27 protein-coding genes are annotated in these 25,176 nt (G+C 64.1%); 20 read left to right on the top strand and 7 right to left on the bottom strand.

Features of this window, described 5'->3' with window-relative positions; genetic code table 11:
* The first annotated feature begins 13 nt into the window (after positions 1 to 13).
* Together FVE66_RS13400 and slmA are read left to right on the top strand one after the other, a co-directional pair.
* Positions 14 to 766 carry a pyrimidine 5'-nucleotidase gene (locus FVE66_RS13400; protein WP_151447955.1) on the top strand — a complete coding sequence of 251 codons (753 nt, stop codon included), beginning with the start codon at positions 14 to 16 and terminating at the stop codon, positions 764 to 766.
* A 13-nt stretch (positions 767 to 779) separates the two neighbouring features.
* Positions 780 to 1,355 (top strand): nucleoid occlusion factor SlmA, encoded by a 576-nt coding sequence (slmA, locus tag FVE66_RS13405; protein WP_151447956.1) that lies wholly within the window; start codon positions 780 to 782, stop codon positions 1,353 to 1,355.
* Positions 1,356 to 1,375: 20 nt separating this feature from the next.
* Here the strand turns inward: slmA and FVE66_RS13410 are convergent, their stop codons facing one another.
* The 4 genes from FVE66_RS13410 to gpmA form a co-directional block, all read right to left on the bottom strand.
* A complete protein-coding gene (locus tag FVE66_RS13410) occupies positions 1,376 to 2,122 on the bottom strand; it encodes a HesA/MoeB/ThiF family protein (protein WP_151447957.1) in 747 nt (248 codons plus the stop codon).
* Positions 2,123 to 2,226: 104 nt separating this feature from the next.
* A complete protein-coding gene (locus FVE66_RS13415) occupies positions 2,227 to 3,690 on the bottom strand; it encodes a S41 family peptidase (protein ID WP_151447958.1) in 1,464 nt (487 codons plus the stop codon).
* A gap of 230 nt (positions 3,691 to 3,920) precedes the next feature.
* Positions 3,921 to 5,273, bottom strand: coding sequence for a murein hydrolase activator EnvC family protein (locus FVE66_RS13420; RefSeq protein WP_151447959.1), 1,353 nt, complete (start codon positions 5,271 to 5,273; stop codon positions 3,921 to 3,923).
* A gap of 56 nt (positions 5,274 to 5,329) precedes the next feature.
* On the bottom strand, positions 5,330 to 6,076 hold the full coding sequence (gpmA, locus tag FVE66_RS13425) for a 2,3-diphosphoglycerate-dependent phosphoglycerate mutase (protein ID WP_151447960.1): 747 nt from the start codon (positions 6,074 to 6,076) through the stop codon (positions 5,330 to 5,332).
* 88 nt (positions 6,077 to 6,164) lie between these two features.
* On the opposite strand from gpmA, the gene FVE66_RS13430 reads away from it, so the two are divergent.
* The 5 genes from FVE66_RS13430 (at position 6,165) to FVE66_RS13450 (ending at position 8,924) form a co-directional block, all read left to right on the top strand.
* Positions 6,165 to 6,566: a rhodanese-like domain-containing protein gene (locus FVE66_RS13430; protein WP_151447961.1), complete on the top strand. Its 402-nt coding sequence runs from the start codon at positions 6,165 to 6,167 to the stop codon at positions 6,564 to 6,566.
* 12 nt (positions 6,567 to 6,578) lie between these two features.
* On the top strand, positions 6,579 to 6,848 hold the full coding sequence (gene grxC, locus FVE66_RS13435) for a glutaredoxin 3 (RefSeq protein ID WP_151447962.1): 270 nt from the start codon (positions 6,579 to 6,581) through the stop codon (positions 6,846 to 6,848).
* 65 nt (positions 6,849 to 6,913) lie between these two features.
* Positions 6,914 to 7,405 (top strand): protein-export chaperone SecB, encoded by a 492-nt coding sequence (gene secB / locus FVE66_RS13440; RefSeq protein WP_151447963.1) that lies wholly within the window; start codon positions 6,914 to 6,916, stop codon positions 7,403 to 7,405.
* 8 nt (positions 7,406 to 7,413) lie between these two features.
* Positions 7,414 to 7,863: an SH3 domain-containing protein gene (locus FVE66_RS13445; RefSeq protein ID WP_151447964.1), complete on the top strand. Its 450-nt coding sequence runs from the start codon at positions 7,414 to 7,416 to the stop codon at positions 7,861 to 7,863.
* Positions 7,863 to 8,924 (top strand): NAD(P)H-dependent glycerol-3-phosphate dehydrogenase, encoded by a 1,062-nt coding sequence (locus FVE66_RS13450; protein ID WP_151447965.1) that lies wholly within the window; start codon positions 7,863 to 7,865, stop codon positions 8,922 to 8,924. The genes FVE66_RS13445 and FVE66_RS13450 overlap by 1 nt, the downstream gene beginning before the upstream one ends.
* A gap of 46 nt (positions 8,925 to 8,970) precedes the next feature.
* Here FVE66_RS13450 and FVE66_RS13455 read toward each other — a convergent pair whose 3' ends face one another.
* Positions 8,971 to 9,303: a cupin domain-containing protein gene (locus tag FVE66_RS13455; RefSeq protein ID WP_151447966.1), complete on the bottom strand. Its 333-nt coding sequence runs from the start codon at positions 9,301 to 9,303 to the stop codon at positions 8,971 to 8,973.
* A gap of 191 nt (positions 9,304 to 9,494) precedes the next feature.
* Here FVE66_RS13455 and FVE66_RS13460 point away from each other — a divergent pair, with 191 nt between their 5' ends.
* The 13 genes from FVE66_RS13460 to FVE66_RS13520 all read left to right on the top strand — a co-directional run bounded on the left by FVE66_RS13460 (position 9,495) and on the right by FVE66_RS13520 (position 23,471).
* Positions 9,495 to 11,741, top strand: a complete 2,247-nt coding sequence (locus FVE66_RS13460; protein ID WP_151447967.1) for a PhoX family protein — start codon at positions 9,495 to 9,497, stop codon at positions 11,739 to 11,741.
* A 464-nt stretch (positions 11,742 to 12,205) separates the two neighbouring features.
* A complete protein-coding gene (gspG, locus tag FVE66_RS13465) occupies positions 12,206 to 12,676 on the top strand; it encodes a type II secretion system major pseudopilin GspG (RefSeq protein WP_151447968.1) in 471 nt (156 codons plus the stop codon).
* On the top strand, positions 12,673 to 13,152 hold the full coding sequence (locus FVE66_RS13470) for a GspH/FimT family protein (RefSeq protein ID WP_421829876.1): 480 nt from the start codon (positions 12,673 to 12,675) through the stop codon (positions 13,150 to 13,152). The genes gspG and FVE66_RS13470 overlap by 4 nt, the downstream gene beginning before the upstream one ends.
* A 4-nt stretch (positions 13,153 to 13,156) precedes the next feature.
* Positions 13,157 to 13,531, top strand: a complete 375-nt coding sequence (gene gspI / locus FVE66_RS13475; protein WP_421829789.1) for a type II secretion system minor pseudopilin GspI — start codon at positions 13,157 to 13,159, stop codon at positions 13,529 to 13,531.
* The gene (locus FVE66_RS13480) at positions 13,521 to 14,273 is read left to right on the top strand and encodes a PulJ/GspJ family protein (protein ID WP_166454481.1); all 753 of its coding nucleotides are present in this window, start codon (positions 13,521 to 13,523) and stop codon (positions 14,271 to 14,273) included. The genes gspI and FVE66_RS13480 overlap by 11 nt, the downstream gene beginning before the upstream one ends.
* The gene (gspK, locus tag FVE66_RS13485; protein WP_151447970.1) at positions 14,273 to 15,205 is read left to right on the top strand and encodes a type II secretion system minor pseudopilin GspK; all 933 of its coding nucleotides are present in this window, start codon (positions 14,273 to 14,275) and stop codon (positions 15,203 to 15,205) included. Before FVE66_RS13480 ends, gspK begins: the two co-directional genes overlap by 1 nt.
* 22 nt (positions 15,206 to 15,227) lie before the next feature.
* Positions 15,228 to 16,496: a type II secretion system protein GspL gene (gspL, locus tag FVE66_RS13490; RefSeq protein WP_241673210.1), complete on the top strand. Its 1,269-nt coding sequence runs from the start codon at positions 15,228 to 15,230 to the stop codon at positions 16,494 to 16,496.
* Positions 16,493 to 17,017: a type II secretion system protein GspM gene (gene gspM / locus FVE66_RS13495; RefSeq protein ID WP_151447971.1), complete on the top strand. Its 525-nt coding sequence runs from the start codon at positions 16,493 to 16,495 to the stop codon at positions 17,015 to 17,017. The genes gspL and gspM overlap by 4 nt, the downstream gene beginning before the upstream one ends.
* A gap of 79 nt (positions 17,018 to 17,096) precedes the next feature.
* Positions 17,097 to 17,870: a type II secretion system protein N gene (gene gspN / locus FVE66_RS13500; RefSeq protein ID WP_151447972.1), complete on the top strand. Its 774-nt coding sequence runs from the start codon at positions 17,097 to 17,099 to the stop codon at positions 17,868 to 17,870.
* The gene (gene gspD, locus FVE66_RS13505) at positions 17,867 to 20,107 is read left to right on the top strand and encodes a type II secretion system secretin GspD (RefSeq protein ID WP_151447973.1); all 2,241 of its coding nucleotides are present in this window, start codon (positions 17,867 to 17,869) and stop codon (positions 20,105 to 20,107) included. The genes gspN and gspD overlap by 4 nt, the downstream gene beginning before the upstream one ends.
* Before the next feature lie 31 nt (positions 20,108 to 20,138).
* Positions 20,139 to 21,575: a type II secretion system ATPase GspE gene (gene gspE / locus FVE66_RS13510; RefSeq protein WP_151447974.1), complete on the top strand. Its 1,437-nt coding sequence runs from the start codon at positions 20,139 to 20,141 to the stop codon at positions 21,573 to 21,575.
* Between the two features lie 4 nt (positions 21,576 to 21,579).
* Positions 21,580 to 22,800 carry a type II secretion system inner membrane protein GspF gene (gene gspF, locus FVE66_RS13515; RefSeq protein WP_151447975.1) on the top strand — a complete coding sequence of 407 codons (1,221 nt, stop codon included), beginning with the start codon at positions 21,580 to 21,582 and terminating at the stop codon, positions 22,798 to 22,800.
* Positions 22,800 to 23,471 carry a type II secretion system protein N gene (locus tag FVE66_RS13520; RefSeq protein WP_151447976.1) on the top strand — a complete coding sequence of 224 codons (672 nt, stop codon included), beginning with the start codon at positions 22,800 to 22,802 and terminating at the stop codon, positions 23,469 to 23,471. The genes gspF and FVE66_RS13520 overlap by 1 nt, the downstream gene beginning before the upstream one ends.
* Positions 23,472 to 23,625: 154 nt before the next feature.
* Here the strand turns inward: FVE66_RS13520 and FVE66_RS13525 are convergent, their stop codons facing one another.
* Both FVE66_RS13525 and hslU read right to left on the bottom strand, forming a co-directional pair.
* Positions 23,626 to 23,817, bottom strand: coding sequence for a hypothetical protein (locus FVE66_RS13525; protein WP_151447977.1), 192 nt, complete (start codon positions 23,815 to 23,817; stop codon positions 23,626 to 23,628).
* 16 nt (positions 23,818 to 23,833) lie between these two features.
* The gene (gene hslU, locus FVE66_RS13530) at positions 23,834 to 25,168 is read right to left on the bottom strand and encodes an ATP-dependent protease ATPase subunit HslU (protein WP_151447978.1); all 1,335 of its coding nucleotides are present in this window, start codon (positions 25,166 to 25,168) and stop codon (positions 23,834 to 23,836) included.
* Positions 25,169 to 25,176 lie beyond the last annotated feature (8 nt).

Genomic DNA, 25,176 nt, shown 5'->3' on the forward strand with positions numbered 1-25,176 from the left:
TCGCCGGCATTCCATGATGTCGAGGCGCCTGACCTGGCTGTTCGACCTCGACAATACGCTGCATGACGCGTCGCACGCGATTTTCCCGGCGATCAACGCCAACATGAACGCGTACATGGCGCGCGTGCTGGGGGACGGTGAAACGCCGGCCGACGCCGATGTCGTCAATGCGGCGCGCGTCACCTACTGGAAGCGCTACGGTGCCACTTTGCTTGGCATGGTCCGGCACCACAATGTGCGCGCCGAAGACTTCCTGCACCATGCGCACCAGTTTGACGACCTGTCCTCGATGATCCGCGCCGAGCGCGGCCTCGGCCGCCTGCTGCGGCGGCTGCCTGGCCGCAAGATCCTGCTGACCAACGCCCCGCGCCGCTACTCCCATGCAGTGGTGCGTCATCTCGGGCTGCACCGCCATTTCGCCAGGCACCTGCCGATCGAATCGATGATGGTGCATCGCCAGTTGCGGCCCAAGCCTTCACGGGCATTGTTGCGCAAGATCCTGCGCCATGAAAAGCTGGCGCCGCACAACACCGTGCTGGTCGAGGATACGGCGGCCAACCTGAAATCCGCGCGTTCGCTGGGCCTGCGCACGGTTTGGGTCACGCAGTACCTGATGACCAATCCGCAGCACTCGCCGCCCGCCGGGCGCTTCGCGTCCGGAACCTCGACACCGGTAAAGCGCCCCGCATACGTCGATGTCAAAGTAAAATCCCTTGGGCAATTGCCGGCCCGGCTGCACAGCCTGCAAGGGCCATTCCAACCATAACGACAAGCGCAGCATGGCAACCACAAAACCGGGCGAACGAAAACTGCAGATTCTCCAGACGCTGGCCACCATGCTGGAGCAACCCAAGGGTGAAAAGATCACCACGGCCGCGCTGGCAGCCCGGCTCGACGTGTCCGAGGCTGCGCTGTACCGGCATTTCGCCAGCAAGGCGCAGATGTTCGAGGGGCTGATCGAATTCATCGAATCAACCGTGTTCGGGCTGATCAACCAGATCACCGGACAACAGGAAAGCGGCTTGTCGCAGGCACAGGCCATCACCGGCATGCTGCTTAATTTCGCCGAGCGCAACCCGGGCATGACCCGCGTGATCATCGGCGATGCGCTGGTCAACGAGGACGAGCGGCTGCAGGCGCGCATGAACCAGTTCGTCGAACGCATTGAACTGGCGCTACGCCAGTCGCTCAAGCTGGCCGCCACCCAGGGACAAGCCAGCGAAGCCGAGGCGGCGGCTCGCGCCGGCATGATCACCAGCCTGGTGCTGGGCCGCTGGCATCGCTTCGCCAAGACCGGCTTCCGTCAGCGTCCGACCGAAGGCGCGCAGGCGCAGATTGCGATGCTGCTGGTGTGATGTCCGGCCGTTCGGTCGCCTCAGTGCCCGCAAACCAGGCAATCCTGGTTGCGCTTGACCCGGATGCTGGTCCATTCCATGTTGCGCGCGTCCAGCAGCAGCAAGCGGCCGGCGAGCGACTCGCCGACGCCGGCGATCAGTTTCAGCGTTTCCGCTGCCTGCATGGTGCCGATGATGCCGACCAGCGGCGCGAACACGCCCATGGTGGCGCACTGCACTTCCTCGAACTGCTGGTCCGGCGGGAACAGGCAGGCATAGCAGGGCGCGTCCGGGCTGCGCGAATCAAACACCGATATCTGGCCGTCCATCCGCACCGCCGCACCAGAAACCAGCGGCACGCCGGCGGCCACGCAGGCGCGGTTGACGGCATGCCGGGTCGTGAAATTGTCGCTGCAGTCCAGCACCACATCTGACTGCGCCACCAGTTCTTGTAGCCGCGCTCCCTCGACCCGCTCCTGCAGCGCCACCACCTCGATCCCCGGATTGAGCGCCTGCATCGTCAGCTGTCCGGATGCCGCCTTGGGCTGGCCGATGCGATCGCTGGTATGCAGGATCTGCCGCTGCAGGTTGGTCAGGTCGACGATGTCGTTGTCCACCAGCGTGATCTTGCCGATGCCGGCCGAGGCCAGGTAGAAGGCGGCTGGCGAGCCGAGGCCGCCAGCGCCGATCACCAGAACCTTCGATGCAAGCAGTCGTTCCTGGCCTTCGATGCCGATCTCGTCGAGCAGGATGTGGCGCGAATAGCGCAGTAGCTGTTGGTCATTCATGATCGGCTGGAGAATATCCGCAAAGCATGCGGGCTTGGATTGGAGGATGGGGGCCTGACATGAAAAAGGCCGCCCCGGGGCGGCCTTGGTGCTGTCTGGCAGGATTATTTCCGGTCGGCCGGTTTTTTCTCGTCCTTGGTGTTGATGGTCGGCTCTTTCTTGCTTTCGACCACCTTGGTCTTGGACAGTTGCACCGGCAAGCCTTTCAGGTGGTTCACCGCCTGTGCCAGCTGGAAGTCGTCCTTGCCGCCGAATTCCAGCGGCTTGCGCCGTTTCTCCAGTGCCGCGATCCGTTGCTGCTCTTCCAGTTCGTCGACGCGGGCGCGGCCTTCGGCTTCCTTGTCCTTGTCGTTGGACAGGTGCTTCTGCAGGTCGGATTCGCGCAGGCGCAGGCTGTTCAGGCCGTCGCCCTCCGGGGTTTCATCCACCATCATGTCCGGCACGATGCCGCGGGCCTGGATCGAGCGCCCGTTCGGCGTGTAATAGCGGGCCGTGGTCAGCTTGACCGCGGTGTCGGTCGATAGTTGCCGTATGGTCTGCACCGAACCCTTGCCGAAAGTCTGGGTGCCCATGATGGTCGCACGCTTGTAATCCTGCAGCGCACCGGCGACGATCTCCGAGGCCGAAGCCGAGCCGGAATTCACCAGCACGACCATTTTTACTTTCTTGAAAGCCTCGGGCAGCTTGTTCAACGGGTCGCCGCTACTGGAGCGGGTGGCGTAAAACTCGCGGCGGGCGTAGAAGGTCGCCTTCGAATCCGGCAACTGGCCATTGGTGGAGACGATGGGCACATCCCGGGGCAGGAATGCGGCCGACACGCCGATCGCGCCCGGCAGCACGCCGCCTGGATCATTGCGCAGGTCCAGCACCAGTCCCTTCAGGCCGGGGTCCTGCGCGTAGATCGCGGTCAGCTTCTTCACCAGGTCCTCAACCGTCGGCTCCTGGAACTGCGACACGCGCACCCAGGCAAAGCCTGGCTCCACCATCTTGGATTTGACGCTCTGTACGCGGATCTCCTGGCGCACGATGCTGATGAGCAGCGGCTTGTCCTCGTCCTTGCGGGCCACCGTCAGCGTGATCCTGGTATTCGGTTCGCCGCGCATGCGCTTGACGGCCTCGTCCAGCGTCATGCCTTTGACTGGCGTATTGTCCAGCCGGGTGATCAGGTCGCCGGCCTTGAGCCCGGCCTTGTAGGCCGGCGAATCCTCGATCGGCGAGATGACCTTGACGTAGCCATCCTCCATGCCGACTTCGATGCCCAGGCCAACGAACTTGCCCTGCGTGCCTTCACGCAATTCCTTGAATGCCTTCTTGTCCAGGTAAGCGGAATGGGGGTCGAGCGACGCGACCATGCCGGAGATCGCTTCGGTCAGCAGCTTCTTGTCTTCCACCGATTCGACATAGTCGGTCTTGATCAGGCCGAACACGTCCGCCAACTGGCGCAGCTCGTCGACTGGCAGCGGCGTACCGGCGCTGCGTTGGGCGAGGGCGTCGAATTGCATCGACCCGGCCACGCCGGCCAGGATGCCAAGGGTGATCAGACTGACGTTCTTGAGTTTGCTGCTCATTTCTCACCTGCGATGGTTGCCTCCGCCGGCAGTGACCGGCGGGCGATTCGACTACTGATGGGGAAGCATGGCGAATTCAGGATCTGGCCGCCATGCGTATGTGGTAATCGCCCTTCCCCGCGGCTTGCTGCGCCCGCTCCCATGCAAGATCGGCCCGACGGCCGTCTTTTCAATACCGCGGGGGCAAGGTGCAGTGCATATGCCGCCCGCAAGGACTGGTCGGAAAGTCATTATCGGGTTGCCATCCATTGCTGGGGATCGATGGCGCGGCCCTTGTAACGCAGCTCAAAGTATAAACCTGAATATTCGTTGCCGCCGCTATTCCCTGCATTTGCAATGACATCTCCGGCCTTCACAATGTCTCCCGGCCGCTTGAGCACGGCCTGGTTGTTGCCATAAATGCTCAGGTACTGGTTTCCATGGTCGACAATGATCAGGTTGCCAAAACCCCGCAGCCATTCGGCATATGCCACGCGCCCGGCGGCCAGCGCCCGGACCTCCGCACCTTCCTGGGCGCGAATGAAAAACCCCTTCCAGCTGCTGCCTTCGCCGCGGCGGCTGCCGAAGCGCGCCACCACTTCGCCTTTGACCGGCAGCCGCAACTGGCCACGCAGGGCCGCCATATCCGCTGCCGCGGGCGGCGCGTCGGCCGCTTGCTTGCCCGAGGGCTGGTCGCGCACTGCCGGCTGTGCCGGTCTTTCATCGTTGTCGATCGGATCTGCCCGGAAGACTTCTTTCGGTTGCCGCTTCTGTGCCAGCTTGCGGGCCCGCTCTGCCTCCTTGCGCCGTTCCGCTTCCTGGCGTTGCTGCGCCTTTGCCAGTTCGGCGCGCCGTTGCTCCTCGAGCAGTTGCGATAGCCGGTCCACCAGCAGGGCCATCCGCTGTTCGTCGCGTTGCAGGCTTCCCGCTTCCTTGCGCTGTACGTTCAGCTTATTCGAAAGTTGTGCGAGCAATATTGAGCGTTTCGACTTTTCTTTCTCCAGCACCGCTCTTTGCTGGCGCTGGTCAGTGGCGATTTCGTCGAGTTCCTGCTGTGCAGCGCGGGTTTGCTCGGTGTTGGTTTCGATGGAGGCCAGGTCGACCTGAAGTTTTGCGATCAGCGTGGCCTGCGCCTTCGACACGTAGCCAAGGTATTGCAGGTCGCGGTTGATGCGGTTGGGGTTGTCCCCCGAGAGCAGCAGCCTGGTCCTGTCGCTGCCGCCGGCGAGGTACTGGTCGCGTGCCAGCCGGGTCAGTTGCAGCTTGCGTTGGGCGATATGTTTTTCCAGCGTCCGGTGCTGCTGCTGCAATTCTTCGACGCGGGTGGCGGTTTCGCGCTGTTCCTGCGCCAGTTCTGCCAGTGCGCGATTGGCGTCGGAGATCGCGCGCTCGGAAGCGGCGAGCGCGTCCGACGCATGGCTGCGGGCCGACTCGGTGCGATCGATTTCGCGCCGCAGGCCGGACAGCTTGCCGCGCAATGCCGCGCGCTCCTGTTCGGCTGCTTGCTTCTGGCGCTGGCGCTCGCTGGGCGCCGCTTGTGCCGGTTGCCACGCGCCGGCCAGCAGTACCAGTGAGAGCGCGAAAGCCAGCAATGCCGGGAGCATGGACGCCGCGGCACTGGGGCCGCGGCGGGGGGCCGTGGAGCTGGTTGCGGGGGTGGCTATTTCGCCTTCCCCTGGCTGGCCACGGCCTTCATGGCCGCTTCGATCGCAGCCGGGTCGCCCAGGTAGTAGCTCCTGATCGGATTGAGGTCGGCGTCGAGTTCGTACACCAGCGGCTGACCGTTGGGGATGTTGAGGCCGACGATTTCCTGGTCCGACAGCTTGTCGAGCGACTTGATCAGTGCCCGCAGGCTGTTGCCGTGCGCCGAAATCAGGATCTGGCGGCCGGCGCGGATGGCAGGTGCGATCGAGTCGTTCCAGATCGGCATGACGCGTGCGACGGTGTCTTTCAGGCATTCGGTCAGGGGCACTTCTTCCCGCTTCAGGCTGGCGTAGCGCGGATCGTCATATGAAGTGCGCGGATCGGCCGGGTCGAGCGGTTCCGGCGGAATGTCGTAGCTGCGGCGCCATATCAGCACCTGCTGGTCGCCGTATTTTGCCGCGGTCTCGGCCTTGTCCAGCCCCTGAAGGGCGCCGTAGTGGCGCTCATTGAGCCGCCAGCTGTGCTCCACCGGCAGCCACATCAGGTCCATCTCGTCCAGCGTCAGCCAGAGGGTGCGGATCGCCCGCTTCAGCACCGAGGTATAGCAGAGGTCGAAGGTGAAACCGGCTTCTTTCAGCAGTTTTCCGGCCTGCAGCGCTTCATTCGCGCCTTTCTCCGTCAGGTCGACGTCGGTCCAGCCGGTGAAGCGGTTGGCGAGGTTCCAGGTAGATTCGCCGTGGCGCATCAAAACGATTTTGTACATGGATGAATGGGGTCCGGGAAGATGTAGAGGGAGGACTTGAGACATCTATTTTATAATGATCGCGTTTTCTCCAACCCAACTCTTCCTTGTGAAATTTCTCATTGACAATATCTGGCTGATTCTTTGCGCACTGCTCTCCGGCGGCGCGCTGCTCTGGCCCAGCCTGGCCGCACGCGGCAGCAAAGTCTCCACGCTGCAGGCAACCCAACTGATCAACGCCGGCAAGGCCGTGGTGATCGATGTGCGCGATCCCAAGGATTTCGCCGCCGGCCACCTGCGTGACGCCCGCAACATTCCGCTCAAGGAACTGGGCAAGCGCATCGGCGAACTTGAAAAGTTCAAGACGAAGTCGTTGATCGTCACCTGCGCGACCGGCGTGACGTCGTCACGCGCCTGCGCCCAACTGAAGAAGGCGGGTTTTGCCGAGGCCTTCAGTCTCAACGGCGGCATCGCCGCATGGCAGGCACAAGGCTTGCCGACAACGAAGTAAGGAAGTAACGCCATGTCCACTCGTCCTCGTGTCCTGATGTATAGCACCGGTGTCTGCCCCTACTGCCAGATGGCGGAGCGGCTGCTCAATGAAAAAGGTGTCGACGACATCGAAAAGGTCCGGATTGACCTCGACCCTGTCCAGCGCGCCGAAATGATGCAGAAAACCGGTCGCCGCACGGTGCCGCAAATCTATATCGGCGAGACCCACGTAGGCGGGTTCGACGACCTTTCCGCGCTCAACCGCGAGGGCAGGCTCGACAGCCTGCTGCAGGGCGCCTAGCATTTCACCTGTGCGGCGGACGCGAACCCGGCCGCTGCCTCCCCTACATTCACAGAAAGCAAGCCATGTCCGATCAAAATCAACCCGTATTCCAGATCCAGCGCGTCTACCTGAAGGACATGTCGCTCGAGCAGCCCAACTCGCCCGGGATTTTCCTCGAGCAGGAGCCGCCGGCGATGGAAGTGGCAGTCGACGTCGGCGCCGAGGCGCTGGCCGAAGGCATCTACGAGTCCACCGTGACCATCACCGTCACTGCCAAGGTGGGTGAGAAGGTTGCCTTCCTGGTCGAAGGCAAGCAGGCCGGAATTTTCGAGGTCCGTAACATTCCGGAAGACCAACTCGACCCGCTGTTGGGCATTGGCTGCCCCAACATCATCTATCCGTACCTGCGCGCCAATATCGCCGACATGGTGACCCGTGCCGGATTCCCGCCGGTCCATCTGTCGGAAATCAACTTCGAAATGTTCTACCAGCAGCGCCAGGCTGCGCTGGCCGAGCAGCAGCAACAGGCGAGCTCCGGCATCGTCATGCCTGACGGTTCGCAGGCCCAGCACTGAGATTGCAGATGAAAGCCGGCCGCCAGTTGCTGCTTGGGGCGATGCTGCTTGCGTCAGGATTGGGGCTGGCACGGGCCGCGGACTTTCGTTCGGTCGGCACGGCACCGGTGGTGCTGCATGACGCGCCCTCCGACAAGGGACGCAAGCTGGCGATCGCGCCACGCGGCATGCCGGTCGAAGTTGTCCTTACCTATGGCGAATGGATCAAGGTGCGCGATGCTTCCGGCGAGCTGTCGTGGCTGCCGGCGAAAGCAGTCGTGAACAAGCGCAATGTTGTCGTCAACGTTGGCACTGCCCGCGTGCACGCCGCTGCCGACGAAGGCTCGCCGCTGGTCTTCAGCGCCGAGCGCAATGTGTTGCTGGAAATAGTAGAACCGCGCAACGCGGCCTGGATACGCGTGCGTCATGCCGATGGACAGACCGGCTATGTCAAGGCATCCGAGGTCTGGGGTGAGTGATGAGTGAGACCGCGAGTGAGGCAGCGAGTGAAGAAGCCGCTCCGGCAGCGGTGCCTGCCAGTGCGCCGGCAGTCGTCATTCTTGGCGCCGGAGCGTGGGGCACGGCGCTGGCGATAGCGCTGGCGCCGCGGCGCCAGGTCACCCTGTGGGGGCGCGACAAGGCGGCGATCGACTCGCTGGCCGCGACCCGTGAAAACAAATCCTACCTGCCGGGCGCGATCCTGCCCGCCAATCTCGCCGTCACATCCGATTTGCAGTTCGCGCTGGCGCAGGCGGCCGACAATGGCTTGCTGATCGCGGCGACCTCGGTGGCCGGCTTGCGCCCGCTGGTGACGCAACTGAAAGAGTGCGGCATCGCCAACCTGGTCTGGCTGTGCAAGGGTTTCGAGGAAGGCACCCGGCTGCTGCCGCACCAGGTCGTGCGCGAAGTCCTCGGCAGCCGGATACCGGTCGGCGCGCTGTCCGGTCCCTCGTTCGCCCAGGAAGTGGCGCAAGGCCTGCCATGCGCGTTGACCGTCGCCAGCGCCGACCCCGAACTGGCGAGACTCGTGGTGGCCGCCGTCCATGGCGGCGCGATCCGCGTCTATGCCACCGACGACCTGATCGGCGTCGAAGTCGGGGGTGCCGTCAAGAACATCCTGGCGATCGCCACCGGCATCGTTGACGGCATGGGTTTGGGTTTGAACGCGCGGGCGGCGCTGATCACCCGCGGACTGGTCGAGATCACGCGCCTGGGCGTCGCCTTGGGCGGACGGCCGGAAACCTTCAACGGCCTGACTGGCATGGGCGACCTGATACTCACCTGTACCGGTGACCTGTCGCGCAACCGCCGGGTCGGCCTTGGGCTTGCACAAGGCAAGCCCTTGTCGGCCATCGTTGCCGAACTCGGGCATGTGGCCGAAGGCGTGCGCTGTGCGCGGGCCGTACGCGACCTGGCCGCTGAACGCGGCGTCGACATGCCGGTGACGAATGCGGTTGCCGCCATTCTTTTCGACGGCCAGTCGCCGCGCGACACCGTGGCCAGCCTGCTGTCACGCGATCCACGCAACGAATCTGCCTGAACCCTTGCGGCCGGGCTCCCCGGGGTTTGCTCCCCAGGCCTTGCTCCTACTGCTGGTTGCGAAGCACTGTGACCAGCAACGACGCATCTTCCACCGCGACCAGCGCATGCGGCACGGCCGGCCCCAGGTACACCAGTTCATCCATTTGCATCGACGTCACCTTTCCATGGGCGTGCAAGTCGACCACGCCCTCGATGCACTGGATTGTCAATTCGCCGGGCACCTGGTGCTCGGGCATTGATTTCCCGGCATGCAGCACGATCCGCATCACTTCAAGCCGATCGGTGCGCAGCACAGCGGTCGAAATGGCGCCCTTCAATCTTTCGTCAAGCGGGCGGACATCGACCAGGTCGCCCGATGAGGCATGCGGTAATGACATGACTGCTCCTTTCAGATCGTGGCGGCCGGCACGGCCACGCATGGAGAAATAGCACAGTTCAGTATATCGGCGACTGCGCTCGCTCATGCCAGCTCGCCATGCATCCGGAATTGTCACGCTGTGGTCACGATTCGGTAACTCTCCATTCGTAACATCGGCCCCGATTCTTCACCTGGAAAAAGGGGCACCACATGAACGACCTGACCCGTCAGGAACATCTCGCCGACCCGGACGATATTGGCAACAACAATTCGGGCAACCCGACATTCGATAGCGTCCTGCAGGCGCGTCTTTCGCGCCGCAACGTGTTGCGTGGTGGCGTGGCATCGGCGATGGGCGCGATGTTCGGATCGCTTGGCTTGTCCGCTTGCGGCGGCACTACCGCAGTCGCCACACAGCAGGCCGGGAACGTCAAATCCGAAACGCTGCTTGGTTTTACTGCGGTCGCCAAAAGCCTGGCCGACTCGGTCGTGATTCCGACAGGATATACCGCGACCGTCCTGTACGCGCTGGGCGATCCACTTACGGGTGCTACGCCGGCCTACCGGAACGATGGTACCGACACCAGCTTCGAAAACCGTGCTGGTGATCATGCCGACGGCATGGAGTATTTCGGATTGTCTGCAGCGGGCGTACGCGATGACAACAGTTCCGATCGCGCCCTGCTGGCAATGAACCACGAAGCAATCACGCAGCAATTCCTGCATGCCAACGGCGCTACCGCAAACCCGCGGCCGATCGGCGAGGCGGACAAGGAAATTGCTGCGCACGGCGTGTCGATCGTCGAGGTCAAGAAAGCCAATGGCGCTTTTGCGACAGTGCAAAGCTCTGCATTCAACCGTCGCATCACACCCCTGACCCCGATCGAGATTTCGGGCGTGGCGCGTGGCAACGCACTGATGAAAACCATCCATTCGCCTGCGGGAACTGCAACCCGCGGCACCATCAACAATTGCGGCACTGGCCGCACCCCTTGGGGCACGCTGCTGACCGGCGAGGAAAACTGGGCCGGCTATTTCGCGCGCGGCGCGGCCGACGACCTGGCTCGCGCCAACGACAAGAGCGTGACCTCGCTCAAGCGCTATGGGCGCAACCAGGGCGCGGCAGGCCGGCATGGTTGGGAAACCGCAGCGAACACCGAGCCTTACCTGCGCTTCAACATCAGCAAGCTCGGCGCCTCTCTCGATGGCACCGATGACTACCGCAATGAACTGAACGGATTCGGCTACATCGTCGAAATCGACCCGTATGACAAGACGGCGCTGATCAAGAAACGCACCGCGATGGGCCGGTTCGCGCATGAGAGCGCTGCCTTCGGCTTGCTTGGCGCCGGCAAACCGGTCGCGCTCTACATGGGTGACGATTCCCAGGGCGAATACATTTACAAGTACGTGTCGACGGCGAACTGGGATGCCGCTGATGCCAGCGCCGCCAACCGCATCGCAGTCGGCGACAAGTATCTCGACAGCGGCAAATTGTATGTCGCGAAGTTCAACGCTGACGGCAGCGGTGAGTGGATCGAATTGAACATCGCCAACGCAGCGATCGCGGCCTACCCGACCTACATATTCGCCGACCAGGCTGATGTCGTGGTGAACGCACGGATCGCGGCGGATGCGGTCGGGGCGACGAAAATGGACCGGCCGGAATGGTGCGGCGTCCATCCAGTCACGGGCGAGATCTATTACACGCTTACGAACAACCTCAACCGCAGGCTGGAACCGGTCGCCGGCCAGTATGGTCTGGACGCCGCAAACCCGCGCGCCTATACCGATCCTCGTACGGCTACCCTGTCCAACCCCTCAACGTCGAATTCCGGTAACGTGAATGGCCACATCATTCGCGTTGCCGAGACGGCCGGCAATCATGCTGCGACCACTTTCCGGTGGGACATCTATTTGTTCGGTGCGCAATCGGATGCAGATCCGGCTCGCGTCAACCTTTCCTCGCTCACCGGCGACCAGGACTTCTCCAGCCCGGACGGACTGGTATTCTCCAGCGCAACCGGACTGTGCTGGATTCAGACGGACGATGCCTACTACGGGGACACGACGAACTGCATGATGCTCGCCGCGATCCCGGGCGCGATCGGCGATGGCAGCACGAAAACCATTTCGTACACCAAGCTCGATAACAGCGTGGTCAATGTCAGCACGCCAGTTGGCAAGGCGGCCACTGCCAGCACGCTGAAACGTTTCCTGGTCGGTCCGGTCGACTGCGAGATCACCGGCCTTGCCGAAACGCCGGATGGCAAGACGATGTTCGTCAACATCCAGCATCCGGGCGAGACCATCAGCAAAGCCAATGTTACCGATCCCACCAAGTACCTGAGCCACTGGCCTGCCAGTGCCGGGTATGGTGCGGGCGGCGCCACCGGCCGTCCGCGCTCGGCGACGATCGTCATCACCAAGAATGACGGCGGCCGCATCGGCAGCTGATAGTCCTGACATCCGTTGTGCCCGTCACTGCCATGACTGTTATTTCCGGTTGTGGCCGTGACGGGCGGCCAACGGCGGCCAAGGAATTCCCTCGCGGCGAATTCCTTGCTCTCGGCCACGCTGACATTTGCTGGCCTCCCGCAGGCAACGAGACATTTTGTTGGCCAGCAAAATGTTTGCCCCCGAGCCGGCACTTTCCAAATAGTGCGGAATCTAACCCTTCTTGATTCCGACCAACTTGTTGCTATCCCTCAAGCTGACAATTGATCCCATCCAAGAGGCCAGATAGTCAATCGTTGATCATGGGTATGTCGGTGTCAGCGCGATGTCGTTGCGCGAATGCCGGGCATTTTGGCCTCCGACCGGCTTGTTGCTGCCGGTCAAGCTAACAATGCTTGAGGCGAAAAATACGAAATCTATACTGAGTATCACTCATCTACTTTTTACCATTGGTGACCAAGCTCATGCGCATCGCACCAGTACACATTTCGCCCGCTGGCCCATCGGCCGTTGCCCGCTGCAACCGCGGCTTCACCCTGATCGAGATCATGGTCGTGGTGGTGATCATGGGCATACTCGCGGCCCTGGTCGTGCCCAAGCTGATGGGGCGCGCTGACGACGCCCGCATTACGGCGGCGCGCCAGGATATTTCGACCCTGATGCAGGCGCTCAAGCTTTACAAGCTGGACAACCAGCGCTATCCAACCACGGAGCAGGGATTGCAGGCCCTGGTTGTCCGGCCGCAGAGCGGCCCTCCGGCACCTGGCTGGAAGGTCGGCGGCTACGTCGACAAGCTGCCGAAAGATCCTTGGGGAAACCCCTACCAGTTCCTTTCTCCCGGCGTCAAAGGTGAGATTGACGTTTTCTCGCTCGGCGCGGATGGGCAGCCTGGCGGCAGTGGCAACGACGCCGACATCGGGTCGTGGGATATCTGACGACATGGCCCGCATTGCGGCGCGCGAGGGGCTTCACGCTGCTCGAGTTGCTGGTCGTCCTGGTGATCGTCGGCATCACCATGGGCTTCATCGCTTTCAACGCACTGCCGGATGAACGGCAGCAGTTGCACAACGAAGCACAACGGATCGCGCTGCTGATGCAACTGGCGCGCGACGAAGCGATCGTGCGCAATCGTCCAATTGCATTCGAGTCGGGGGGGGACGGCTATCGCTTCCTGCTGCGCGAGGAAAACAAATGGCTGGGGCTGGAAGGTGACGAGTTGCTGCATGCGCGCAGCTTCAAGCGGCCGCCTGTCTCGCTGTCGATCGTTCCGGCTTCGGTCGGCGAGTCGAATCCGATGCGCATCGTGTTCGGCCGCGAGCCGGTTGACAAGCCCTTTGTGCTGACGCTGGCAAGCGCGCAGGTGTCGGTGTCAATCCGTGCCGATGGCATTGGCCATTTCACAGTCGAGTAAGGCCATGATGAATCGATGCCAGGCCGGGTTCACGCTGCTTGAGGTGCTGGTGGCGCTGTTCATCGTCGGCACCGCGCTGGGAGCCAGCCTGCGAGCGGTCGGCAGCCTGACGACCAACAGCGCCGACCTGCGCGCATCGATGATGGCGACCTGGTCAGCCGAGAATCGCCTGACGCAGATCCGGCTGGCGCGCGAGTGGCCCGCGTTGGGGCAGCGCAGCTTCGAATGTCCGCAGGGCGAGCTGCCCTTGCAGTGCGAGGAAAATGTGTACGCAACGCCGAATCCGTCGTTTCGCCGGGTCGAGGTCAGCGTGTCCGACACGCGTGATGCGGGGCGGCGCATCATCAAGCTCGCGCAGGTGGTGCCCAATGCGCTCTGAGTCTTGCAAACGGTTCTGGATTGCGCGGCCATGCGCCCGTTCCGGCATGACCCTGGTCGAGCTGCTGGTCGCGATCAGCGTGCTGGCAGTGGTCGCGGTGATGGGTTGGCGCGGCCTCGACACCATAATCCGCGCCCGGGTCTCGCTGACCGATGAACTGGAGCAGACCCGCGGCCTGCAGCTTTCATTCGCCCAAATGCAGAACGACTGCGCCCAGATCGCGTCCTCAGTGCTGTTGCAGAACCGGCAGCCGCTGCGCATCGATCAGGGGCGACTGTCGCTGGTGCGGACCGTGCAGACCGAGGCGCAGCCGCTGCGGGTGCAGGTGGTCACCTACCAGGTGAACGGCGGTGTGCTGATGCGACGCGAGCAGCCAGCCACGCGCGACCTGCTGGAAATCGACGCCCAGATGCAGGTCGCCATGACCGGCGGCGCGGGTGGCAGTTCCGGAGCGGATCCGGCAGGGAGTCGGGCGGGATCGGCGGTCGCGCTGCAGCCAGGGGTCGCTTCAATCGCGCTCCGGCTTTGGGCCGATGACAAGCGGGGCTGGCGCGCGGCGGACGTGCAGGACAGCGGCAGCATTGCCGAACCCGCGCAGGCCGTTTCCGGCAAGGCGCAGGTGATTGCACAGGCTACCGGCGCCGCTGCGACGCGCACGGCGTACACCGGCCTGGAGATGACATTGCGCCTGGCCGGGCGCGGCACGGCCATGCAAAAGATTTTCCTGCTGGGGGCCGTGTGATGCGGCGCGCGCGGCAACAGGGTGTCGCGGTGGTTACGGCGATGTTGCTGACGACGCTGGCGATCACCATCGTTGCCAGCCTGTTCTGGCAACAGCAGGTACAGGTCAGGTCGATTGAAAACCAGCGGCTGCAGTTGCAGAAGCAATGGATATTGCGCGGCGCGCTGGACTGGGCGCGCTTGATCCTGCGTGAAGACGCCAAATTCTCGACAGTGGATGGCCTGGACGAACCGTGGGCGGTGCCGCTTTCGGAAACCAAGCTGGACCAGTATGTCGAGAATGGCCGCGCCGACAGCGATGCTTCCGATGCCGCGCTGTCAGGCAGCATCGTCGACGCGCAGTCCCTTTTCAACCTCACCAACGTGGCGCCCAACGGCGTGGTGGATGCGGCCGAAGTGCTGGCGTTCTCCCGGCTGCTGGTCAGCCAGCGCATCGATCCCGGCCTGGCGCAGAAGACTGCCGACCTGATGAAAGCGGCGGCGCCGGTGCCGCCGGCAAGCGTGGCACAGCCGACGGCAAGCTCGTCGCAACTGCCGCTGACCCAGGTCGATGACCTGCTGGCCGTGGCGGGCTTCACGCCGGAATTTGTCGAACGCTTGCGACCGTTCGTGGTCGTGCTGCCGCGCGCCACGCCGGTCAACGTCAACACGGCGCCGGCCGAAGTCCTGAGCGCAAGGGTGGCCGGCCTGGCAGCCGGCGACGCCGCCGCCGTCGTCACGGCGCGCCAGACCGCAAGCTTTCGCGATGTGGCCGATTTCAACCGGCGGCTGCAGGCCAGCGGCGCGCGCGCCGAGCCGAGCGCGTTGTCGGTGACCACCAATTTTTTCCTCGTCAACGGCCGGGTGCGCATGGCGCGTGCCGGGCTCGACGTGCAGGCGCTGATAGAGCGCAACGGGCCGCGCACCAATGTGATCTGGGTGCGGGAACACTGAACACGAACGGGAGGCATCTTTCATGAGCACGCTCTACATACGCATGCCTTCCAAGGCGGCGGCGGAGAACGCCGGACACTGGACCGGGCTGCCCTGCCCGTATGCAGTCGCGGCCGACAACGGCAGGGTGGAGACCAGCGGCGTCGAGCCATTGTCGTCGCTGTCGGCCGAAGTGGCGCGCGCGCAGCGCGTGGTGCTGATCCTTGCCGCCAGCGATGTCGGCATCCTGCAGGTCCAGGTGCCGCCGATCTCGGCCGCCAGGCTGCGTGCGGCCCTGCCCAACCTGGTGGAAGACCAGCTGATATCGGATCCCGCCGAGTGCGTGCTGGTGGCCTCGGGAAGCGGCGGGGTGCGTACCGTCGGCGTGATCCAGCGTGCCTGGCTGGACCTGTTGTCGCGCAGTGTGCTGGCGGCGGGAGCCCGCAATGTCGCCGCCGTGCCGGCGCAGCTGTGCCTGCCGCACGAGGAAGGCATTGTCAGCGCCGGCCTGGCGCTGTACGAAGGGGATATCGACCTCGCCATCCGCTTGTCCGGGCAGGAGGGCATCGGCGTGCCGATATTGCCTGACCCGCCGGCTGCGGCCGCGCCGGAAGTCATCGAAGCCCTGATCGCGGTTGCGCCGCATGCGAGCGTGCGCCTGTATGTGCCGCCCTCGGACCTGGACGCCTACCGCGCGGCGCTCGCCGAACATGCAGCAGCGCCACGAATCGAACTGCTTGAAGACGACTGGCAGCACTGGATCGCCGGTGCCGCCGCAGCCCAGTGGCTCAACCTGATGACCGGAGTGGGAATGGCGGCGGCGCCGGCCATCGACTGGCGCGCATGGCGCCTGCCGCTGGTGCTGGCCGGGGCCATGCTGGCGGTGAACGTGTTGGGCCTGAACATCGAATGGTGGCGCCTGCGCAGCGAAACAGATTCGCTGCGCACGATGATGAGCCAGATCTATCGGACTGCTTTTCCGAAGGATCCGGTGGTCGATCCGGTGGCCCAGATGAAACAGAAGCTGGCGGCGGCAAAGCGCAGCGCCGGCCAGCCGGCGCCGGATGATTTCCTGGCGCTGGCGGCCGGCTTCGGCGATGCGTGGAGCAGCAGCGCTGGTGCCGCCGGCGGTGCGGGCAGCCAGCTTGCCGCGCTCGACTACAAGGATCGCGGCCTGCTGGTCCGGTTCAAGCCAGATGCGAAGCCGTCGATCGAACAGGTTCGCAATGCCTTGTCGGCGCGCGCATTGTCGGTGTCGGCTGTGCCTGGCCAGGGTGGTGCGCAGGTGTGGCAGATCAGGAGCGAAAAATGAACATCGACATGAGTGCCGGCCGCCTGGGTGCCGTGGTCCAGCCAATCCAGGACTACTGGTCAAGCCGAAATCCGCGCGATCGCATGCTGATCCTGTTCGTGCTGTCGGCGATCGGACTGGCCCTGGTTTACCTGTTGCTGCTGGAGCCCGCCATCAGCGGACGTGCCCGCTTGGACAAGAACCTGCCGGCGCTGCGCCAGCAGGTGATGCAGATGCAGGCCATGGCCACTGAGCTGGGAACGGCGCCGGCTGCGCCGGCAGCGGCGTCGGCCGAGCCGCTTACCCGCGATAGCGTCGAGGCGGCCCTGGCGCGGGCGGGACTGAAGGCGCAGAGCATCAGCGTCGGCGGCGAATTCATCCGGCTCCAGTTGAATGGCATTTCATTTGCCGCGCTGGTTGGCTGGCTCGACCAGGCAGGCAAGACATCGGGAATTTTGGTGGTGGAGACCAGCATTGTTGCGCAAAGTCAACCCGACTCGGTCAACGCGACCCTAACGTTGCGTCAACAGAGGCGAGAATGACTGCGATGACTGCGATCACGGCGTCGTTCCTTTTTTCCGTTGCGAATCCAGGTTTGCTTGCCGGGGGAGGGTATGTCCAGTGCTGCGGGTATTGATCTGGATATTGACCGCGATGATCGCAGTCGCGGCGACTGCTCTCGTGGCACTGCCCGCGTCCTGGATGTCGCCGCTGGTGGAACGGCAGACTGGGGGCCGCCTGGCGCTCGGCGATCCGCAGGGCAGCCTGTGGCAAGGCTCGGCTTTCGTCGGTGCTGCGCCCGGCCGTTCGGAGCCGGTGACGCCGCTCCTGCCCGGACGATTTGCATGGACGCTGTCGCCGGCGCTGCTGCTGGGCCGGGTGCATCTGCAATTGAGCAATCCGGCTGCGCTGTCGCAGGACGTGACGCTGACCGGCAGCTGGTATCGCTGGCAACTCAGCCCGGCAGCGATAGCGATGCCGGCAGAGAGGCTCGCTGCGCTGGGCGCGCCCTTGAACACCCTGCAGCCGTCGGGCCGCATGACCCTGTCCTGGAGTCCGCTACAGCTGTCCCTTCAGGGAAACAACCTGCAGGTATCCGGACCGATGAAGCTGGATATGGACGAGATTTCGTCGCGCCTGTCGCCAATCCGCCCGCTCGGCGCCTACACGCTGGCTGCGCAATGGAATGGCGAGCAGGCGGATTTGCGCTTGTCGACGCGCAGCGGATCGTTGGTGTTGAACGGCAGCGGCCGGCTGGCCCGGGGACGGCTGCAATTTTCCGGTCGGGCCGAGGCTGCGCCGGGTGAAGAGGAAAAGCTGGGAAATCTGTTGAATCTGCTGGGGCAGCGCCGCTCTGAAGGCGGCAAGCAATACATCGCACTCGAGTTCAAATGAAAAAAAACTATCCATACTTGCCCTCCCCCCTGGCGCTGCGGCGCTTCGGCGTCCGCACGCTGGTGAATGCCATGCTGGCCTCCTTTGTCGCGGCGCAGGTGCCGGTAGTCCACGCGCAGCAACAGCCTGGGGCCAATCAGGCGACGCTCAATTTCGTGGGCGCCGACATCGAGTCGGTGGTGAAGGCGGTCGGGCATTACACCAAGCTCACCTTCATCGTCGATCCGCGGGTGAAAGGCACCATCAACCTGGTCGCCGAGAAGCCGGTCAGCAAGGCCCAGGCTTTCCAGATGCTGACGCAGACATTGCGACTGCAGGGCTATGCCGTGGTGAATGCGGACGGCGTCTACAAGGTGGTGCCGGAGGCAGACGCCAAGCTGCAGGGCGGGCCGATGCAAGCCAGCACCGTGCGCGGCGACCAGATCGCTACCCAGGTATTCCGGCTCAACTATGAAAACGCGGTCAATCTGGTGCCGGTGCTGCGGCCGCTGATCTCGCCCAACAATACGATCAATGCCAACGCCGGCACCAACAGCCTGGTGGTGACCGACTACGCGGACAACCTGCGCCGCATCGGCCGCATCGTCGCCGCGCTGGACAACCCGGCGACCAGCGACCTCGACGTGGTGCCGATCAAGCATGCGATCGCCACCGACATGGCGGTCACGCTGAACCGCCTGCTGGAACCGGGACCGGCCGGGCCGGGCGGCGAAGCGGGCCGGATTGGCGTGATGGCAGACTCGCGCACCAACTCCGTGATCATCCGCGCGCCATCCGCCGCCAGGGCAAATCTCGCCAAGTCCTTGATAGCCAAGCTCGACACGCCTACTGTAGCGACCGGCAACGTGCATGTGGTCCACTTGCGCAATGCCGAGGCGACGCGGCTGGCGCAGACGCTGCGCGCCGTAGTTGCTTCCGACAGTTCCCTCACCGCCGCCAGCACCGGCGCACCCGGAACCACTGCAACGACACCCGCAGCGAGCACGACGACACCGTCGGCTACCGGCCAAGCCACGACCGCCGGCCTCGGTGCGCCGCCGTCCTCGCCTGCTTCGCAGCAAGGGCCGCTGCCAACCGGCGGGGCCGGCGGTTTCATTCAGGCCGATGCTGCTACCAACACCCTGATCATCACCGCCAATGAAGCGATCTACCGCAACTTGCGAGCCGTCATCGACAAGCTCGACGCGCGGCGCGCCCAGGTCTATGTCGAGTCGCTGATTGTCGAAGTGTCGTCCAATCGGGCCGCCGAGTTCGGGATCCAGTGGGCCGGCCTGTCGGGCGATGCCAACAGCCGTTATCGGGTCGGCTCGATCACCGGCTTTTCCAGCGCCGGCAACAACATGATCAACCAGGCGGTGGCGCGCGCGACCACTGGCAACCCGGTAGCGCCGGGCAACGGCATGAGCATCGGCATCTTCCGCCAGATCGCCGGCGAACTGACGCTGGGCGCGATCGCTCGTGCGCTGGAGTCGGATGCCGACGCCAACATCCTGTCCATGCCCAACCTGGTGACACTGGACAACGAGGAGGCGCGCATCATCGTCGGCCAGAACGTGCCATTCATCACCGGCCAGTACACCACCGCAGCATCCGGCGGCGGCGCCGGCGTCAATCCGTTCCAGACGGTGGAGCGGCGCGATATCGGCCTGTCGCTGCGGGTGCGTCCGCAAATCTCCGAGGGCGGCACGGTAAGGATGGCGATTTACCAGGAAACCTCGGCCATCCAGGACACCAGCAATTCCGCCGGACTGATCACCAGCAAGCGTTCCATCGACACCAATGTGCTGGTCGATGACGGCCAGATCATCGTGCTGGGCGGACTGATCGACGACAACACCCAGGGCGGGGTCGAGAAGGTGCCCGGGCTGGGCGACGTGCCGGTGCTCGGCAACTTCTTCAAATACCAGCGTCGCAGCCGGGTCAAGACCAACCTGATGGTGTTCCTGCGGCCGATCGTGGTGCGTTCCAATGAGCAAAGCGTGAATGTTGCAGGCGACCGCTACAGCTACATCCGCAACGCCCAGTACAACGCCCAGCCGCAGCCTTCCTGGATCCTGCCTGACCTCGGCGCGCCGCAACTTCCGCCGATGGAAGACGGTCGTATCGAAGGAAGCGGATTGATGAGCGTCCCGCCCGAACCCGCAGTGGCGTTGCCGCCGCAATCGGCCCCTGCCGTCACCGGCCCGGCGCCGGCGCCCTCTGACCCGGCGCTGGACCTGCGCAACCTGAAGAAATGAAATGAATTGAAATGAAGGAAGCCACGGATTCATGAGCACTGTTCTTTCCGACGAGCGATTGTTGCCCTATTCCTGGGCGCGTGACCATGCGGTACTGGCGCATCGCGTCCATGGCAAGAGCGTGGTCGACGTTCTGGTGTCGGATGCGACGCCGCCGCATGCGATCGCCGAAGTCAGCCGCCGCTTCGGCCGGATCCGGTTGCGCTCCGTCTCGCGCGAGGAAGTCGATGCCGCAATCGCGCGCGCCTATGCCTCCTCCGGGGGCGATGCGGCGCAGGTGATCGACGAATATGAATCCGACCTCGACCTGGCCAAGCTGATGCTCGACATGCCGGCGGTCGAGGACCTGCTCGAATCCGCGGACGATGCGCCGGTGATCCGCATGATCAATGCACTGCTGACGCAGGCCCTGCGCGAGGGCGCATCGGATATCCATATCGAGCCCTTCGAGCAGATTTCCGTGGTGCGTTTTCGCATCGACGGCACGCTGCGCGACATCGTCCGTCCGAAGAAGGCGATCCACGCCTCGCTGATTTCGCGCATCAAGATCATGGCCCAGATGGACATCGCCGAGAAGCGCCTGCCACAGGATGGCCGCATCGCGTTGCGGGTCGGCGGCAAGTCGGTCGACGTGCGCGTCTCGACGCTGCCGACCGGACACGGCGAGCGCGCGGTGCTGCGCCTGCTCGACAAGGAAGCCGGCAAGCTGGACCTGCAGCACCTGGGCATGTCATCTGAGGGGCTGGCGCAATTCGACCACCTGATTGCGCAGCCGCACGGCATCGTGCTGGTCACCGGGCCGACCGGCTCGGGCAAGACCACCACCCTGTATGCGGCGATGTCGCGCCTGAACTCCAGCACGACCAACATCCTGACCGTGGAAGATCCGATCGAGTACGAGCTGGCCGGCATCGGCCAGACACAGGTCAACGCCCGCATCGACATGACTTTTGCCAAGGCCTTGCGCGCGATCCTGCGCCAGGACCCGGACGTGATCATGATCGGCGAGATTCGCGATCTGGAAACCGCGCAGATCGCGGTGCAGGCGTCCCTCACCGGCCATCTGGTGCTGGCGACGCTGCATACCAACGATTCGGCCGCCGCCGTCACCCGCCTGCTCGACATGGGCATCGAACCATTCCTGCTGTCGTCGTCCCTGCTCGGCGTGGTGGCGCAGCGGCTGGTGCGCAAGCTGTGTACCTCATGCCGGCGGCATGACGGCCGGATGTGGCACGCGGTCGGCTGCGACAAATGCGGCCAGACCGGCTACCAGGGCCGGGTCGGCGTCTACGAGCTGTTGCTGACCACCGACCAGATCCGTGCCCAGATCCACGATCGTGCGTCGGAAGCCGAGATTCGTGCAGCGGCCCAGCGCGACGGCATGCGCACCATGCGCGAGGATGGCGAACGCTGGCTGGCGGACGGCACCACCACCGAGGCCGAGCTGTTGCGGGTCACCAAGGAATAAGGACGTGCCAGCATTCCGATACGAAGCGATCGACGCCGCCGGTGCTACCAGGAAAGGCGTGGTCAATGCCGACAGTGCCCGTGCCGCGCGCACCGATCTGCGCGGGCAGGGGCTGCTGCCGGTGACAGTGGACGCCATCAGCGGCCAGGTCGACGAAGCGGGCAAGGTGCGCGCCCGCGGTTTTGGCGACAAGCTGTCGACCAACGAGCTTTCCTTGTTCACCCGCCAGCTGGCCAGCCTGCTGGAAGCCAGCCTGCCGCTGGAGCAGGCGTTTTCGGCCTTGCTGGAACAGGCCGAGCGTCCCTATGTGCGCGACCTGGTGGCCTCGATCCGCTCCCAGGTAATGGGCGGATCCTCCTTGTCCGAAGCCCTTTCGCAGCACCCGCGCGACTTCGCCGACATCTACCGCGCGCTGGTGGCGTCCGGCGAGCAGATCGGCCAACTGGCGCGCGTGCTGACGCGGCTGGCCGACTACATCGAGCGGCGCAATGCGCTGGTGGCGAAGGTGCGGCTGGCATTCACCTACCCCGCGATCGTCACGGTCGTCGCTTTTGCGATCGTGATTTTCCTACTGGCCTATGTGGTGCCGCAGATCGTGTCCGTGTTTGCCAGCACCAAGCAACAATTGCCGTTCCTGACCGTGGTGATGCTGGCGATTTCCGATTTCGTGCGCAACTACGGATGGCTGATGTTGCTGCTGCTGGTTGCATTCGCCTTGCTGTGGCGGGCAGCGATGCGCAAGCCCGAGCTCAAGATGCGATGGCATCGCTGGCTGCTGACCGCGCCCATGTATGGCAAGTTCGAACGCAGCCTGAACACGGCCCGCTTTGCCAGCACGCTGGCGATCACCACCGGCTCGGGCGTGCCGATATTGCAGGCCTTGCAGACCAGCCGCGACACGCTCAATAACGTCGCGATGCGGGAGCAGGTCGAAGACGCCACCAACAGCGTGCGCGAAGGCGTGGGCCTGGCGCGCGCGCTCTCGGCGCACAAGCATTTTCCGCCGATGCTGATACACATGATCCGGGCCGGCGAAGTCACCGGCGAACTGCCGGCCATGCTGGAGCGCGCGTCCGCCGCGCAGGAACAGGACCTGGAGCGGCGCGCGATGACAATTGCCGGCCTGCTCGAGCCGATGCTGATCCTGGTAATGGGCGTGGTGGTGCTGCTGATCGTGCTCGCCGTCCTGATGCCGATTATTGAAATCAACCAACTGGTACGCTGATGGCAAAGTTCGCGATGAAGCGCTGGCCTTATATTCTCAGCTTTGTGCTGTTTGCGGCCCTGTGCGCATCGGTCGCGTGGTGGGCAATGCAGCTGTTCAAGCCGCCTTCGCGCCCGGTTGCTGCACCGCCTCCCAGCCAGGCTGCCGCGCCGAAGATCGAGGCCGCGGCCGCGTTGTTCGGCGGGCGCGGCGGGGTGGCCGCCACGGCCAGCAATTACCAGCTTAAGGGATTGATCCTGGCTACCAGCCTGGAGGAGAGCGTCGTCATCGTGTCGGCCGACGGCAAGCCGGCCGAGGCGTTCCGCGCCAGCAAGGAAATTGCGCCCGGCGTCACGGTGAAGGAAGTTCATCCAGGTTATGTTGTGTTGTCGGAGAATGGCGCGCCGCGCCGCATCGAGTTGCCCGAAGACCTGAAGGGCGTTGGTGGCCGGATCGAGCCGCCAACCAAAACCGCCGTGCCGCCTGCGAGGGCCATGCCGCCGATGCCAGCTACCGAGCCAGGCGCTGGCGCAGCGGGGTTGCCGGCCACTCCCGGCGCCATGGCGCCCGCGCAGCAGCCGGTCGTGGTCAACAGCCCGCCGTCCCCGGGCAGTCCCCCGCCGGCCGGCACTACGCCGATGCCGCCGGCCGCAGTCCAGCCGGGCGTGCCGCAGCCGGTGCCTTCACGTTAGGTTGATCGCTGCCCACAGTTGGGGTTTTGCGGATTTTGGGCTCGTTGGCTTGCGGTTCGAACGAACCGCAAGCCAGCGTGCCGCAAAACCGCAAAACCATCGTTATGGACAGCGACCATCCCAAGAAGGGAATTTAGCGACCGTAGCGATCCCCTCAGTCCCCCTCGCGCACCATCTTCGCCAGCTTGCGTGCATGCTGCTGGCGAATGGCGGATGGGCTTTTCCTGTGCGCACCGGCACTCCGCTGCCGTGCCGCCACCGCCACCGGATTGCGTGGCGGCAGGGCCAGGCCCTTGCCGTTGGCGATCAGTTGCTTCTTGTGCCGCGTGCGCGATTTCCCGGACATCTTGCCTCCGTCGGTGTCAGAGCACGTAACGCGACAGGTCGTCGTCGATAGCCAGCGAACCCAGCTTGCTGTCGACATAGGCCGCGTCGATCGCGACCTCCGTGCCCGAAAGCGTGCTCGCTTCGTACGAGATCTCTTCCAGCAGCTTTTCCATCACCGTGTAGAGACGTCGCGCGCCGATGTTTTCGGTTTTTTCGTTCACTGAGCAGGCGATTTCCGCCAGCCGGCGAATGCCGTCCGGCTGATAGGAGAGCTTCACGTTCTCGGTCGCCAGCAGCGCTTCGTACTGTGTCGTCAGGCAGGCGTCGGTGCTGGTCAGGATGCGCTCGAAGTCGGCGATCGAGAGCGTGTCCAGTTCGACGCGGATCGGGAACCGGCCCTGCAATTCCGGAATCAGGTCGGATGGCCTGGACAGGTGAAATGCGCCTGACGCAATGAACAGGATATGGTCGGTGCGAACCATGCCGTATTTGGTGTTGACCGTCGTGCCCTCGACCAGCGGCAACAGGTCGCGCTGCACGCCGGCGCGCGACACATCGGCGCCGCCCACTTCCGAGCGGTTCGTGATCTTGTCGATTTCGTCGAGGAACACGATGCCGTTCTGCTCGACGTTGTGGATCGCCAGCCGTTTGAGTTCATCCTCGTTGACCATGCGCGCGGCTTCTTCCTCGACCAGGACTTTCATCGCCTCGGGGATCTTCATCTTGCGCGGCTTCTTGCGCGCGGCGCCCATGCCGGAAAACATCGACTTGATCTGCTCGGTCATTTCCTCCATGCCGGGCGGCGCCATGATTTCCATCTGCGGCGATGCATCGGCGACCTCGATCTCGATTTCCTTGTCGTCGAGTGCGCCTTCGCGCAGTCGCTTGCGGAAAGTCTGCCGCGTCGCGTTGTCTTCTTTTTCGGGCGCGCCATTGCTGCCGAAGCCAAAGTCGCGCGCCGGCGGCAGCAGGATGTCGAGGATGCGGTCTTCCGCCGCATCGTGGGCGCGCGCGCGGACCTTTTGCACTTCCTGCTCGCGCGTCTGCTTGATGCCAATGTCGACCAGGTCGCGCACGATGGTATCGACGTCGCGGCCCACGTAGCCGACTTCAGTGAACTTGGTTGCCTCGATCTTGATGAAAGGCGCATCGGCCAGCTTTGCCAGGCGGCGCGCGATCTCGGTCTTGCCGACGCCGGTGGGGCCGATCATCAGAATGTTCTTGGGCGTGATCTCGTGGCGCAGCGGATCCTGCACCTGCTGCCGGCGCCAGCGGTTGCGCAGCGCAATGGCCACTGCCCGCTTGGCGCGCGCCTGGCCGACGACATGCTTGTCGAGTTCGGAGACGATCTCCTGGGGAGTCATGTTCATTGGTCGAT

It is taken from the genome of Lacisediminimonas profundi (assembly GCF_008831265.1).
Lineage (GTDB): Bacteria > Pseudomonadota > Gammaproteobacteria > Burkholderiales > Burkholderiaceae_D > Lacisediminimonas > Lacisediminimonas profundi.